We start from the raw sequence: 14,618 nt of genomic DNA on the forward strand, positions 1-14,618 counted from the left end.
GCGAACCTACCCGAGCACACGACGATTGAGAGAGGAATCATGGTACTACCGACACCTCTGCAGGCGTTCAGCAGCGTGCCCAAGGCCGCTGCCGGCACCGACAAACAGACCATTGCAGACGGCGAGAAGATGACCGGCGCCGAAGCGCTGGTCCGTTCTCTGGAGGATCTGGGGGTCCAGGATGTGTTCGGCATCCCGGGCGGCGCGATTCTGCCCGTCTACCACGCGATCAAGGACGATTCGAAGTTCCGTTTCCTGCTGATGCGCCATGAGCAGGCCGCCGGACACGCCGCCGAGGGATACGCCGTAGCCACCGGCCGCGTGGGCGTGTGCATCGTGACCTCCGGCCCGGGCGCAACCAATATGCTGACCCCGATCGCCGACGCGAATATGGATTCCGTGCCGATGGTGGTCATCACCGGCCAGGTCGGCACCGACGCCATCGGCACCGACGCCTTCCAGGAGGCCGACATTGTGGGCGCCACCTACCCGGTGGTCAAGCATTCGTATCTGGTGACCGACGCGCAGGACATCCCGCGCGTGCTCACCGAGGCCTACTACATCGCCAACTCCGGCCGTCCCGGCCCGGTGCTCGTCGATCTGACGAAGACCGCGCAGGTCGGTGAGATGTACTACTCGTGGCCGCAGCGCATGATCCTGCCCGGCTACAACCCCACCATGAAGGCGCATGGCCGCGTCCTGACCGACGCCGCCCGCCTGTTCGAGCGTTCGTACCGACCGGTGCTGTATGTCGGCGGCGGCGCCGTGCGTTCCGACGCCCGCAAGCAGGTCGAAAAGCTCGCCGAAGTCACCGGCGCACCGGTCGTGACCACGCTGCCCGCCCGCGGCATCATCCCCGATTCACATCCGCAGAATCTCGGCATGCCGGGCATGCACGGCACCATCGCCGCCACCGGCGCCATCCAGCGTTCCGACCTACTCGTCGCCATCGGCGCTCGCTTCGACGACCGTGTCACCGGCAAACTCGACGCGTTCGCGCCGACCGCGCGCGTCATCCACATCGATATCGACCCGGCGGAGATCGGCAAGAACCGCGTGGCCGACGTGCCGATTGTCGGCGATGTGGCCACGGTGCTGGACGACCTGATCCCGCAGATCGAGAAGCTGCAGGCCGAGCACGGCAAGCCGGATTTGAAGCCGTGGTGGGCCGCGATCGACCGTTGGCGCAACAAGTACCCGATGACGTACGCCGAGCCGACCGACGGCACGCTCGCACCGCAGTGGGTGGTGCAGCAGCTCGGCAAGTACGCCGACCCGTCCACCATCTGGGTCACCGACGTCGGCCAGCACCAGATGTGGGCCTCGCAGTTCCTGAACTTCGAGAACGCGCACTCGTGGCTGTCCTCCTCCGGTCTGGGCACGATGGGCTTCGGCCTGCCCGCCGCCATTGGCGCCTCAATCGGCGCGCAGCGTTTCTTCGATGACAAGAAGCCGGTGTGGCTGATCGACGGCGACGGCAGCTTCCAGATGACCAGCGAGGAGATGACGGCCGCGTTCCTGGAGCATGCGCCGGTCAAGATCGCGATCCTGAACAACTCGGCCCTCGGCATGGTGCGCCAGTGGCAGACGCTGTTCTATGACCACCACTATTCGGCCACCAACTTGCACGACGGCGACGGCAAGGCCGAGGACTACGCGAACGACGGGCAACCGACGGACGGGTTCTTCGACGTGCCGGACTTCGTCAAGCTGGCGGAGGCCTACGGCTGCGTCGGCATGCGCGCGTTCACCAAGGAGCAGGCCGTCGAGTGCATCCGCAAGGCGAACGAGATCAACGACCGTCCGGTGCTCATCGACTTCCGCGTGTGGAAGGATGCGATGGTGTGGCCGATGGTCGCCGCCGGCGAGTCCAACAACAACGTGGTCTACATGCCCGGCATCCAGCCGCTCAAGGGGCATAACGCCGACATGGATCCGGACGAGGACACGGACGGCGCGGACGCCGCCGCGGACGCTGAGAACTGACGGAATTTCAGGCAAGAGGAGCGATAATCATGGCTTTGTATCCCGCATCACGGCCCACATCGCAGCGCCATACGCTGTCGGTGCTCGTCGAGAACCGCCCGGGCGTGCTGTCCCGCATCGCCGGCCTGTTCGCACGTCGTGCGTTCAACATCAACTCGCTGTCCGTCTCCCCCACCGAGCGTCCGGACATCTCGCGCATCACGGTGACCGCGGACGTGGAGGACGTGCCGCTTGAGCAGATCATCAAGCAGCTCAACAAGCTGCTCCACGTGCTGAAGATCGTGGATCTGGACGATGAGAACACCGTGAACCGCGAGCTCGTGCTCGTCAAGGTGGCGGCCGACGCCAAGACCCGGTCCGACGTGCTGGAGATCGTGCAGACCTTCCGCGTGCGCGTGGTCGATATGCATCCCGAATCGTTGGTCATCGAGGCCACCGGTGCCGGCGCGAAGCTGGATTCGATGCTGGCGCTGCTTGAGGACTACGGCATCATCGAGATCGTGCGCTCGGGCTCCGTGGCGCTGACCCGCGGCCCGAAGGCGCTGAGCGAGAAGGTCATCGGCTCCGAGATCAAGGGGCGCTGAGCCTCCGGGAACCGTGCACCGTGCGTTGCGGCGACGCAACATCGGTATCCATTGCAGGGGTGGCACACAAGTGCCGCCCCTTTCTTGTTCTCTTCTCCCGGGGGGGTGTCAGGCGCACCATGACGACGGGAACCCGTTCCGTTAGAACTCTCCCGGTTTAGCGTATGATTCGTCCTGACCGGCCGACCCATCGTGCATGGTTGCGCACTATGTGTTTAGTTGCGGATTCGCAACCAATCACATATGAGGTTACACAAGGGGTATCGTGCACCCTCTCTCCCCTTCCTTCCTAGAACGAAGACACGCACAGTCTGACAGCGGAAGATATGCTAGCATTGTGCTATCATTGAATCATCAATCAAAGGGGGCACATCATGGCAACGCTTACCATCCGCAAGCTTGACGACAAGGTCGTCGAGGATTTCAAGCGCATCGCCAAGAAGAACAACCGTTCGGCGGAGGCCCAGGCACGCTCGCTCATCGAGGATTTCACCGCTGGCGTTCTGGCGCATGACATCATGTCCAACTCTGACTTGGTGCAGGAGATGTGGGACCTGCTCGGAGACGAATCCCTTCAGTCCGACGAAGAGCTCGCTCCCCCGCGTACCGACGACGCCCGTCCGATTGAACTGGGGTGACGACGATGATCATCCTCGACACCAACGTCATCAGCGAGATTCTCAAGAAGGACCACGCCGACCGCCGTGTCGTCGACTGGTTCATCCATGTTCCGCTGAATGAAGCCTACACGACATCCGTCACCACGGCCGAATTGCTGACGGGTATAGCCCTGCTGCCCGAAGGAACACGGAAGCGGCGGCTTGGCGACTCCGTGCAGCAGTTCATAAACCTCTACCTTCCTCGCACCTTGCCGTTTGACGCAGCTGCGGCACCACATTATGCCGCCGTCTACGCCCAACGCCGCGCCGCAGGACGACCCGTCACCCCTCAGGATGCGATGATCGCCGCCATTGCACTGGCCTGCGATGCCACGCTGGCCACACGCAACGTCAAGGATTTCGAGCACACCGGCGTCAAGCTGTTCAACCCGTGGGAGGGGTGACGGCTACTCCAACTGCTCGGAAAGCTCCATCCATTCGAGTTCGAGGGGTTCGGCCTCCTCGGCGATGGCCTGCAGGCGCACGTTCATCTCGTTGAGACCGGCGTAGTCGCTCGGGTCGTGTTCGGCCATCCGGGTCTCAAGCTCGGATTTCTCCTCCTCCAGCTTGGCCAGCTTCCGCTCGATCTGAGAGACGCGCTTGGATGCCTCGTGGAACGCCTTGCCCGTCAGCTTCGGCGTCCCCCCGACGGTCGCGGTACCGGTCGCCCCGCCGTTCCCGGACTGTGTCCCGTGTTCCGGAGCAGCGGCGTCATCCGCGATGCCGGCCGCGTCGTCCGCGGGCGTCGCAGTGCCGGTCGCCCCCGCAGAGCCCTTCCTCCGATTCGACGCGGCATCGCCGGCGAACGGGTCGCGGCCGGCTTTGATCGCCTCCGTCATCGCCAGATAATCGTCCACGCCGCCCGGCAGGTGGCGGATCTTGCCGCCGATCAGCGCGAACTGCTGGTCGGTCACGCGCTCCAGCAGGTAGCGGTCGTGGCTGACCACGATCAGCGTGCCCGGCCAGGTGTCGAGCAGATCCTCCATCACGGCCAGCATGTCGGTGTCCAGATCGTTGCCGGGCTCGTCCATGATCAGCACATTCGGCTCATCCAGCAGGATCAGCAGCAGCTGCATGCGGCGCTTCTGTCCGCCGGACAGGTCGCGGATCGGGGTCATCAGCTGCGCGGCCTCGAAGCCGAGCCGTTCCATCAGCTGCCCCGGGGTCACCTCCTTGCCGTCCACGATGTAGCTGGGCTTGTACCGGCTCAGCACCTCCTTGACCTTGTACTTGCCGAGCGCCTCCAGCTCGTCCAGCCGCTGCGAGAGCACCGCGAAACGAACCGTCTTGCCGATGTTCACATGGCCGGCGGTCGGGGTGATCGACCCGTCGAGAATCTTCAGCAGCGTGGACTTGCCGGCGCCGTTCGCGCCGACGATGCCGAAACGGTCGCCGGGACCGATCAGCCAAGTCACGTCGTCCAGCACCTTGCGGCCGGTGACGGAGACCTTGTGCGCGGCGGAGGTGGCGGGGAGCGTTGTCGCTTCCCCGGTCGCGTCCTGGAGGGTAGCCCCCTCGCCAGAAGAGGCGGAGCGAGCAGAGGGCTCTCCCCCGGTCACACTCGGGGCGTCGGGTCTCTCTGCGGAAGAGTCGGAGGTGACAGTCGGGGCAAAGGCGACACCGGCATCGCGCAGGCGCGGGTCGGTTGACAGGTCGTCAACTGCCAACTCCACGGCACCGTACGCCTGCGGCTCCGCATACATCGGACGCACCACGTCCACGCGGGACGCGGAGGCCGCCATCTCGGCCACATCCGGGTCGATCGCGGCGGCACCGGCAGTGTCGGCGTCGCCCATGAACGCCGGCCGCACGGCATCGGGATGCGGCGTGCCGTCTACGGTCACGCCGTTCTCGGCGGCGAACACCTGCGTCACGTCGATCAGGTCCACCACCTGTTTGCCCAGACGGGAGGTCGCCATCTGCTTCAGTTCCAGCGTGTTGCGCAGCGGCGGCACGTCGGCGATCAGCTCGCGTGCCTGCTTGACGTGGAACTTCTGCTTGGTGGAGCGCGCGCGGGCGCCACGGCTCAGCCATGCCAGCTCCTTGCGCGCCAGGTTGCGGCGGCGGGCCTCGCGCACGTCGGCCTGCCGGTCGCGTTCCACACGCTGCAGCATGTACGCGCTGTAACCGCCCTCGAACGGGTCGATCGTGCCGTCGTGCACCTCCCACATCGACTCGCACACCTCGTCCAGGAACCAGCGGTCGTGCGTCACCAGCAGCAACGCGCCCTGCCCCTTGCCCCAGCGGGTTTTCAGGTGTTCGGCCAGCCAGTGGATCGTGACCACGTCCAGATGATTGGTCGGCTCGTCCAGCGCCAGGATGTCCCAGTCCTTGAGCAACAGGCGGGCCAGATCGGCGCGGCGGCGCTGGCCGCCGGACAGCGAGCCGATGCGCGCGTCCAGACTGATGCCGCCGAGCAGCGCCTCCACGATCTCGCGCGAGCGCGTCTCCGACGCCCACTCGTAGTCCTCGCGTCCCTCCAGCGCGGCCTGGCGGACGGTGGCGTTGTCGTCGAGCGGGTCACGCTGGTCGAGCATGCCGAAGCTCAATCCCCCGCGCTTGGTCACGCGGCCCGAATCGGGCTCCTGCGTGCCGTTGAACAGGTGCAGCAGCGTGGATTTGCCGTCGCCGTTGCGGCCGACGATGCCGATGCGGTCGCCCTCGAACACACCCTGCGTCACGTCGGTGAAGATCGTCTTGGTCGCGAACGCAAGCGACACCTGTTCCAACCCAATATCGTAAATCGGCATAATCCCTTAATCTACCACCCGCCCCGCCACGCCCGGCTTCTCCGGACTCTGATGCATCGTGACCGTGATCCATCTCCAAAATCGTTGATTTTACAAGGTTCTTGAATTGTGTCAGAGTCACGAATATGTCAGAGTCCGGAGAATCCGGGCGTGGCGGGAGACGCGCCGGATGGACCCGGGACGGGAAAAGGACCCGGGATGGGGAAGGGACGGTTAGTTCAGGGTCTTGGCGTAGGTGCTGCACCGGGCGGCGAAGCTGGAGAACACCTGCTCGCCCAGCGGCTGGATCTGCGCATCGGCCTGCGCGAACGCCTCCCGCAGCTTGGACTTCGAACCGCCGGCGGCCTTGAGCTCCTTGACCATCGAGGGCTCCTCCAGCCACTCCTCCAGCATGGCGGCGGTCACCTCCAAATGGAACTGCAACCCCAGCGCCGAACCGAACCGGAACGCCTGCACCTTGGTCTGCGGCGAACGCGCCAACAACTGCGCGCCGTCGGGCAGGCCCACCGTGTCGCAGTGCCAGTGCAGCACGTCCAGCTGCTTGCCCCACATCGAGAAGTAATCGTGCCTGTCCACGCGCTTGATCGGCCCCACGCCGATCTCCGGCTCCTCGCCCTTGCACAGCTTGGCCCCCAACGCCGTGGCGATGATCTGATGCCCCAGGCAGATGCCCAGCACCGGCTTGCCCACGCTGATCGCGGCCTTGGCCAGCTTGGCCTCCGCCTTCAGCCCCGGGTATTGGTCGTAGTCGGCGGCCCCCATCGGCCCGCCCATGATCACCACGCCGGCCAGCTCGTCGAAATCCGGCATGTCCGGTTTCTTTTTCCTGGCCACGTTGAGCGTGAGCGTCTCCAGACCCAGATCCTCAAGATTCGCCAGAATCCGCCCCGGTTTCTCCCACGGGACGTGCTGCAGAATAAGCACTTGCGGTGACGTCATAGATTCCATTGTTGCACCGGCACCGTAGAAAGCACGCCGCACCACGGCAAAAGGCGCGGAAAAAGCGCGGTTTGCGCCACCCGACCTTGTCTGGCAAAGCGAATACGCTCGAACTATGACCGACACCACGAATCCCACCGTCGACGCGGATGGCCGCATGCTGTCCGACGCCGCCGCGAACCTCAAGCTGTACGACACCGCCTCGCATGCGGTCGAACCGTTCGTCCCGGTCCAGCCGGGCCATGTGGGCATCTACGTGTGCGGCGCGACCGTGCAGAGCTCGCCGCATATCGGCCATATCCGCGCGGCCGTGGCGTTCGACGTGGTGCGCCGCTGGCTGCTGCGTCTGGGCTATACGGTCACGTTCGTGCGCAACGTGACCGACATCGACGACAAGATCCTGGACAAGGCCGCGGCCGCCGGCCAGCAGTGGTGGGAGCGCGCCTACATCTACGAGCGCGAGTTCACCGAGGCGTACGACGCGCTGGGCGTGCTGCCGCCCACCTACGAGCCGCGCGCCACAGGCCACATGCTGGACATGATCGACCTGATCCGGCGCATCCTGGACAACGGCCACGGCTATATGGTGCTCGATGAGGCCGGCAACCCGACCGGCGACGTGTACTTCGATGTGCCCAGCTGGCCGCGGTACGGCGAGCTGACCCACCAGAAGCAGACCGTGGCCGGCGCCGAAACCGGTGATGAGGCCGCCGCCGTGGCCGACCGCATGGGTCCGAGCGTGGATAACACGGGCGACGACAAATACAATCCGGTCGACCCCGCCGACGCCTCGCCCGACAAGCACGATCCGCGCGACTTCGCGCTGTGGAAGCGCCCGAAGCCGACCGACCCGCCGACCGCACGCTGGTCGACGCCGTTCGGCGTGGGCCGTCCCGGCTGGCATCTGGAATGCTCGGCGATGAGCCACCGCTACCTGGGCGACGAGTTCGACATCCACGGCGGCGGTCTGGATCTGCGCTTCCCCCACCATGAGAACGAGATGGCGCAGTCGCGCGCCGCCGGATGGGGGTTCGCGCGCCACTGGATGCACTCGGCATGGGTCACGGCCAAGGGCGAGAAGATGTCCAAGTCGCTGGGCAACGGCCTGTCGGTGCCGGCGGTGCTTGCCGAGCACCCGGCGTGGGTGGTGCGGTATGCGCTGGGTTCGGTGCAGTACCGTTCGATGCTGGAATGGTCGGATCAGACGCTGGCTGAGGCCGCAGCCGCGTACGATCGCGTGACGAATTTCATCGAACGCGCCGCCGCGGCGATCGGCGAGCAGCCGACGCGCGACGAGATCGAGGCCGTGGGCGCCGACGATCTGCCCGCCGCGTTCGTGGGCGCGATGAACGACGATTTCAACGTTTCCGGGGCCACTGCCGCGATCTTCACCGCGATCCGCGAGGGCAACACGTTGGTCGAGGCCGTGGGCACCGGCCGTTGCGCGGATCTGCCCGCCGCGGTCACGGCCGCTTGGGGTGCGGGCGACGCCGCGGCGACGTCCGACGACGTGAAGGCGATGCTGCGCCGCGTCCTGGTTGCGGTGCGTGCGATGCTGGACACGCTCGGTCTCGACCCGCTGGCCGAACCGTGGGTCAATGGCGGCGCGGCGGGTGCGGCCGATGGGGAGGCGTCCCCCGAGCACGCGGCGCTCGACGCCCTGGTGTCCGGACAGCTGGCCCGTCGCGCCGAGGCGCGCAAGGCCCGCGACTTTAATACCGCGGATGCGATTCGCGATGCATTGGGCGAGGCCGGCATCATCATCGAGGACACCCCGCAGGGTTCCACCTGGTCGCTGAAGTAGCGCACACAGCGTGACGGCTCCCTCAAGGGAGGGAGCCGTCACCGGCGAACCACCCGGCCGTGTCCTGCCCCTCCCATTACGCACGGGTGCCGATCGACTACCGAACGGGGCGGGCGCATGCTCAGTCGAACACGAGATCGACATCCACGATGTGCAGCCTGTGTTTCAGTTCCCGCTCCAGCGATCGCTTGCATTCGACCAGGTCGGCCACGTCGATCGATTCGCCGGTGCCGGCGAGGTACACGTCTACCGTGTAGTTCATGCCGGTTTTGAAGATCATCGTCTTCTCGTATTCGGTGTTGGCCGGCAGATGCCGCTGCGCAGCCTGTTCCACGAAGGTATTGGTCTCGTCGTCGTCATGCACGCCGCCGACGAGTTCCACGAACGCGTCGCGCAGCACCTCGACCGGTTCCTTGACGGCCAGGATCACGATCACCGTGGTGATGAAGAAGTCGCCGGTGTAGTGCAGGAAGTCGAGCGGCCCGCCGGCCGGCAGCAGCACCAGCACCACCGCGGCCAGGCCGATGCCGAACGAGATCATGCCGTCCACCAGGGTGCTCTGCGCCTCCGCACGCAGCATCATGCTCGAATCGCCGATGCGGGCGTTCTGGCGGCGGTAGTACATAAGCAGGCCGAAACAGGTGGCCACGGTCAGGATCTGGTAGATCACCACGGGGCCGAAGGATGCGCGCTCCCCCACACCGAGCACGAAGTAGTCCCAGGCCACCTGCGCCACGTCCAGGAACGAGAACACGAGCAGTGAGAGGGTGAAGATCGCCTTGCAGATCGCGTAGATCGGCTCCAGCGCGAACATGCCGTTGGGGAACCGTTCGGTGGTGCGCACGGTGCGCGAGGAGAGATAGGTGGCCACCAGGCCCGAGACCACGGAGATCACAGTGAAGGTGGTATCGAGGAACATGGCCTTCAGACCGGTCATGAAGAACACGATCGCACCGGCGACGACCATGAGGATGTTGATGATGATGCCCACGCCAAGGGCTTTGCGTTCGATTTGCTTATGCTGCATCGATGGTCCTTCCGTATTGCATGGCAGTCACGCGTCGCACCGCCGTTGGTTCGGTCCGTGTTGCCGGGCCCGGATTGTGCCCGTCTTGTTCATGAGACTGTGGCCGCGCGCATGGCATGTCTGCGATAGGGGTGTCCAGGGATTCTCCTGAAAAACTGGCCTTCCCATTGTACCAGATGCGACACGCCCGGATTATGCCGGCGGCTGACGGTCCATCCGGCGAGCGCACCGGCCAACACCGCGCGCCCGCTTCTCCCTATGCACGGCTAGACTGGGGGACATTATGGCAGCGTTTAGTTCTTTGACAGACAGGCTCTCGAATGCGTTCAAGCACTTGAAGAGCAAAGGCAAGCTTTCCGAGGCGGACATCGACGGCACCATCCGCGAGATTCGCCGCGCCCTGCTCGACGCCGACGTGGCGCTTGAGGTGGTGCGCTCCTTCACCGGCCGTATCCGCGAGCGCGCGCTGGGCACCGAGGTGTCCGAGGCGCTCAACCCGGCCCAGCAGGTCGTCAAGATCGTCTACGACGAGCTGACCGGCGTGCTCGGTCAGGGTGTGGACCGTCCGTTGAACTTCGCCAAGAACCCGCCGACGATCATCATGCTCGCCGGTCTGCAGGGTGCCGGTAAGACCACGTTGGCCGGCAAGCTCGGCTATTGGCTCAAGGATGCCGGTCATACGCCGCTGCTGGTGGCGGCCGATCTGCAGCGTCCGAACGCGGTGACGCAGCTGCAGGTGGTCGGCGAGCGCGCCGGCGTGCCGGTGTATGCGCCGGAGAAGGGCGTGCAGTCGGATGGCGGCGACGAGGTCTCCGCCCCCGGCCTGACCACCGGTGATCCGGTGAAGGTGGCCCGCGATTCGATTGCGTTGGCCAAGCAGAAGCTGTATGACACGGTTATCATCGATACCGCCGGCCGTCTGGGTGTGGACGAGGTGCTGATGCAGCAGGCTCGCGATATCCGTGACGCCGTGCAGCCCGATGAGATCCTGTTCGTGATCGATGCGATGATCGGCCAGGATGCGGTGCGTACCGCCAAGGCCTTCGACGAGGGCGTGGATTTCACCGGCGTGGTGCTCTCCAAGCTGGATGGCGACGCCCGTGGCGGTGCCGCGTTGTCGGTGGCGAGCGTGACCGGCAAGCCGATCCTGTTCGCCTCGACCGGCGAGGGGTTGAAGGATTTCGAGGTCTTCCATCCGGACCGTATGGCTTCGCGCATCCTGGATATGGGCGATATCCTGACCCTGATCGAGCAGGCGCAGAAGCAGTTCGACGAGGAGGAGGCCCGCAAGGCCGCCCAGAAGATGGCCGAGGGCGAGTTCGGTCTGGACGACTTCCTTGAGCAGCTGCAGCAGGTGCGCAAGCTGGGGTCGATGAAGAGCCTGCTCGGCATGATTCCGGGTATGGCGCAGCATCGTCAGGCGCTGGAGCAGTTCGACGAGCGTGAGATCGACCGCACCGAGGCGATCATCCGTTCGATGACCCCGGCCGAGCGACGGAATCCGAAGATCATCGACGGCTCGCGCCGCGCCCGCATCGCCTACGGTTCGGGTGTGACGGTCTCGCAGGTCAACGCGCTGCTGCAGCGCTTCGAGCAGGCCGCCAAGATGATGAAGCGCATGTCCAACAAGGCCGGCATGGGTGGCATCCCCGGGTTCGGCGGCCCTGCGGCCGGCGGCAAGAAGGGCAAGAAGGGCAAGAAGAAGGGTTCCAAGTCCGGCAACCCGATGAAGCGTGAGGCCGAGGAGAAGGCGTTGCGCGACCGCCTGTCCGGCAAGGGCGGCTCGTCCGGCAGCTCGGGCGGTTCGGCGTTCGCCAAGAAGCCGCAGAATCCGGCGTTGCCGGCCGGCCTGCAGGATATGCTCGGCGAGAATGGCATGCCCGATGTGCCGCCGAATCTCGGTGGCGGTCTGGGCGGTCTCTTCGGCCGCTGATTGATGCGCCTGTGGATGGTCCCGCGCCCTTGGGGTTGCGGGACCATTCTCGTTCCGGAGCATCCGGTCCCGTGCGAAGGCGGGATGTGCCCGATGGCGAGCCGAGTGGGACAAGGCATGGTCCGGAACCGCCGATGACCGTCGCGGTCGCGGCTGTTCGCGGTTCCGCGTGGGGCGGACCTGCCGGCTTTCTGGTAAGCTCCCGGAGATACGACGGACAACCGCGGCAAGGAGGATGGCATGACGATCGCACTGGGGACGGCATTGGCGCTGCTCGTGCTGTGGTGGGCGTTGCGATTCCTGCCGGCCGGTGCCGAAGGGCGTCTGCCGCTGCCGTATCTGATCGCGCTGATTCCGTTCCTGTGGCTCCCCGCGCTGCTGCTCGCCATTGTTGCGGCCGTGCTGGGTTGCTGGCCGCTGGCGGTTGCCGCGGTGGTGCTAGCGATGATTGTCGCTCTGCGCGTGCCGCTCCACCGGCTCTCCCTGCGTGAAACATCCCGTGAAACCAAGCGTGAAACATATCGTGAAACGCATCCCGATACGTCCGACACAACTGCTCGCGGATACGACGAACAGCCGGATGCCCCCATCACCGTCATGACGCTCAACTGCCGATTCGGCCGTGCGGACGCGGATGCCATCATGGATGCGGTGCGCGCGCATGACGTCGACGTCCTCGCCCTCCAGGAACTCACGGCGGATCTGGTCGGTGCCCTCGACGCCGCGGGGATCCGCGACGTATTCCCCCATCGCCAGCTCGGCGAGGACCGTCCGACCGACAACGGCGGGTTCAACGGTCTGTGGACGCGGTTCGCCCCGGTCGCCGCCGCGTCGTCGTCCGCCCAGATCCCAGCCGCGGACGTGCCGGTGATCGTCGCATCGCCCACACGGAACGGCCGACCCGCCGACGCCCCCGATGCCGCCATCGCCTTCGCCTCGGCGCATACCAAATCGCCGATGCGCGGGTGCCGCGCGTGGTCGCAGGGCATCGTCGGACTGGGCCGGCTGGCACTACAACGCGCCACTGTGGTGCTCGGCGACCTCAACTGCGGCATCGACCACCCGAGCTTCCGCAAGCTGCTGGCCGCCGGATTCCGCGACGCCAGCATGAGCGCCCTGCGCAAGCCGATGGTGTCGTTCCCCTCATGGCTCGCCTGGCCGCGCATCGAACTGGACCACGTGCTGATCAGCGGCGGGATCGACGCCGAACGGGTCGAAACCCTTACCATCCACGGCAGCGATCACCTGGCCACGGTGGCCGCATTGCGCATTCGGTGACGGCGAAGACGCCGGCGCCGGACGTCCGGCATCCGCCGCCACACCACGATGCGGCCGGACAGTCGCGCTTCGCGATCGCCGCGGCACCGCCCACGACACGGCGTGTCGCGGGGATGGGGTTATAATCGTCGGGTTATTCATGGGCGCGGCGCCCTCTACTCCCGCGTTGCATGAGGAACACGTGGGTTCTCGGATTCCGTGCCCCACACCGAAACCGAAAACCTGCACCCCTAGTGATACAAGGAGAGCCATTTTGGCAACCAAGATTCGTCTGAAGCGCATGGGCAAGAAGTTCTACGCCTTCTACCGCGTGGTCATCACCGATTCCCGCAACAAGCGTGACGGCAAGGCCATCGAGGAGATCGGCGTCTACGATCCGAACAAGCAGCCCTCGCTGATCCAGATCGATTCCGAGCGCGCTCAGTATTGGCTGGGTGTCGGCGCGCAGCCGACCGAGCCGGTGCTGAACCTGCTCAAAATCACCGGCGACTGGCAGAAGTTCAAGGGCATCGACGGTGCCGAAGGCACGCTGAAGACCGCCGAAGCCGGCCCGGACGCGCAGGCTCGTGTCGAGGCCGTTGAGGCTCAGGCCCAGAAGCTGAAGGCCGCCAAGTCCGAGGCCGCCGCCAAGGCTGCTGCCGAGGCTGAGGCCCAGGCCGCCGAGACCGCTGAGGAAGAGGCTCCGGCTGAGGAAGCCCCCGCAGAGGAAGCTGAGTGATCATGCTCGCCCAGGCTGTTGAACATCTCATCAAGAACATCGTCGATTTTCCGGATGATGTGTCCGTCAAGTCGCATGAGAACTCGCGCGGCGAACTGCTGCGCGTGCGCGTGAACCCCGAGGACATCGGCCGGGTGATCGGCCGCAACGGGCGTACGGCGAACGCGATCCGCACCGTGGTGCAGGCCCTGTCCGACCACAAGGTGCGTGTCGATATCATGGACGTGCGTCGGTAAGAGAGTTCCGTAGCGTGGAGCGTCAACAACACTCTGACGACCCGCAGCAGCTCGACCTGCTGCGGGTCTGTCGTATCGGTCGTGCGCAGGGGCTCAAGGGTGAGGTCACCGTGCGCCTGTATACGGACGATCCGGACTACCGGTTCGCCCCCGGATCCGTGCTCTACACCCGCGACGGCTCGCAGGAGTACGTGGTGGAACGGTCCCGCACGTTCAAGGACCGTTGGATCATCAAATTCGAGGACGTCGACGACCGTGACGCCTCCGAGGCGTTGAACGGGATCGAATTGTACGGCGAAGCCGACGACCCCGAGCTCATGCTTGAGGAGGACGCTTGGTATCCGCGCGACCTGGTCGGGCTTGAGGCCCGTATGGCCGAGGACAACGGGCTGGGCGCACCGGCTGGTCTGGTGGTCGGCAAGGTTGTGGACGTGATCGACGGCGCGCAGTCGCTGCTCAAGATCCGACTGTCCGACGCCTATCTGGCGTCGCTGGCCTCGGACGGTGCGCCTGCCGCGGACGGTGCAGCTTCCGAACCTTCCTCTTTGCCTTCTAAGGGCACAGAAGACCAACAGGCGGAATCGGACCGCATCGAGAAGACCGCGCTGGTGCCGTTCGTTGAGCAGCTGGTACCCGACATCGACCTTGATGAGGGCTATCTGACCCTGGATCCGCCCGGCGGACTGATTCCCGGATTGGGCTGA

Annotated in this window: 13 protein-coding genes; 10 read left to right on the forward strand and 3 right to left on the reverse strand. The window is 65.5% G+C overall.

The window, feature by feature from the left end; genetic code table 11:
• The first annotated feature begins 39 nt into the window (after positions 1–39).
• The 4 genes from BIGA_RS06695 to BIGA_RS06710 all read left to right on the forward strand — a co-directional run bounded on the left by BIGA_RS06695 (position 40) and on the right by BIGA_RS06710 (position 3,633).
• On the forward strand, positions 40–1,986 hold the full coding sequence (locus BIGA_RS06695) for an acetolactate synthase large subunit (protein WP_051915835.1): 1,947 nt from the start codon (positions 40–42) through the stop codon (positions 1,984–1,986).
• Between the two features lie 29 nt (positions 1,987–2,015).
• A complete protein-coding gene (gene ilvN / locus BIGA_RS06700; protein ID WP_033505388.1) occupies positions 2,016–2,570 on the forward strand; it encodes an acetolactate synthase small subunit in 555 nt (184 codons plus the stop codon).
• A gap of 374 nt (positions 2,571–2,944) precedes the next feature.
• Positions 2,945–3,208: a FitA-like ribbon-helix-helix domain-containing protein gene (locus BIGA_RS06705; protein ID WP_033505389.1), complete on the forward strand. Its 264-nt coding sequence runs from the start codon at positions 2,945–2,947 to the stop codon at positions 3,206–3,208.
• Positions 3,209–3,213: 5 nt separating this feature from the next.
• Entirely contained in the window at positions 3,214–3,633 is a 420-nt protein-coding gene (locus BIGA_RS06710; RefSeq protein WP_033505533.1) for a type II toxin-antitoxin system VapC family toxin, read from the forward strand.
• A 3-nt stretch (positions 3,634–3,636) separates the two neighbouring features.
• Here the strand turns inward: BIGA_RS06710 and BIGA_RS06715 are convergent, their stop codons facing one another.
• Entirely contained in the window at positions 3,637–5,979 is a 2,343-nt protein-coding gene (locus BIGA_RS06715; RefSeq protein ID WP_033505390.1) for an ABC-F family ATP-binding cassette domain-containing protein, read from the reverse strand.
• 213 nt (positions 5,980–6,192) lie between these two features.
• Positions 6,193–6,918 (reverse strand): type 1 glutamine amidotransferase, encoded by a 726-nt coding sequence (locus BIGA_RS06720; protein ID WP_033505392.1) that lies wholly within the window; start codon positions 6,916–6,918, stop codon positions 6,193–6,195.
• Positions 6,919–7,033: 115 nt separating this feature from the next.
• On the opposite strand from BIGA_RS06720, the gene cysS reads away from it, so the two are divergent.
• Positions 7,034–8,722 carry a cysteine--tRNA ligase gene (cysS, locus tag BIGA_RS06725; protein ID WP_033505394.1) on the forward strand — a complete coding sequence of 563 codons (1,689 nt, stop codon included), beginning with the start codon at positions 7,034–7,036 and terminating at the stop codon, positions 8,720–8,722.
• Between the two features lie 121 nt (positions 8,723–8,843).
• Here the strand turns inward: cysS and BIGA_RS06730 are convergent, their stop codons facing one another.
• On the reverse strand, positions 8,844–9,749 hold the full coding sequence (locus BIGA_RS06730) for a cation transporter (protein WP_033505395.1): 906 nt from the start codon (positions 9,747–9,749) through the stop codon (positions 8,844–8,846).
• A gap of 283 nt (positions 9,750–10,032) precedes the next feature.
• On the opposite strand from BIGA_RS06730, the gene ffh reads away from it, so the two are divergent.
• From ffh to BIGA_RS10195, 5 genes are all read left to right on the forward strand, one after another.
• Positions 10,033–11,682, forward strand: coding sequence for a signal recognition particle protein (ffh, locus tag BIGA_RS06735; protein WP_033505397.1), 1,650 nt, complete (start codon positions 10,033–10,035; stop codon positions 11,680–11,682).
• Between the two features lie 240 nt (positions 11,683–11,922).
• Positions 11,923–12,960: an endonuclease/exonuclease/phosphatase family protein gene (locus BIGA_RS06740; protein ID WP_033505398.1), complete on the forward strand. Its 1,038-nt coding sequence runs from the start codon at positions 11,923–11,925 to the stop codon at positions 12,958–12,960.
• A gap of 253 nt (positions 12,961–13,213) precedes the next feature.
• Positions 13,214–13,678, forward strand: coding sequence for a 30S ribosomal protein S16 (rpsP, locus tag BIGA_RS06745; protein ID WP_033505400.1), 465 nt, complete (start codon positions 13,214–13,216; stop codon positions 13,676–13,678).
• A gap of 2 nt (positions 13,679–13,680) precedes the next feature.
• Positions 13,681–13,914: an RNA-binding protein gene (locus tag BIGA_RS06750; RefSeq protein ID WP_033505535.1), complete on the forward strand. Its 234-nt coding sequence runs from the start codon at positions 13,681–13,683 to the stop codon at positions 13,912–13,914.
• A gap of 110 nt (positions 13,915–14,024) precedes the next feature.
• Positions 14,025–14,618 carry a ribosome maturation factor RimM gene (locus BIGA_RS10195; protein WP_455578778.1) on the forward strand — a complete coding sequence of 198 codons (594 nt, stop codon included), beginning with the start codon at positions 14,025–14,027 and terminating at the stop codon, positions 14,616–14,618.

Origin of the sequence: Bifidobacterium pullorum subsp. gallinarum (genome assembly GCF_000741215.1) — a bacterium.
GTDB lineage: Bacteria > Actinomycetota > Actinomycetes > Actinomycetales > Bifidobacteriaceae > Bifidobacterium > Bifidobacterium pullorum_B.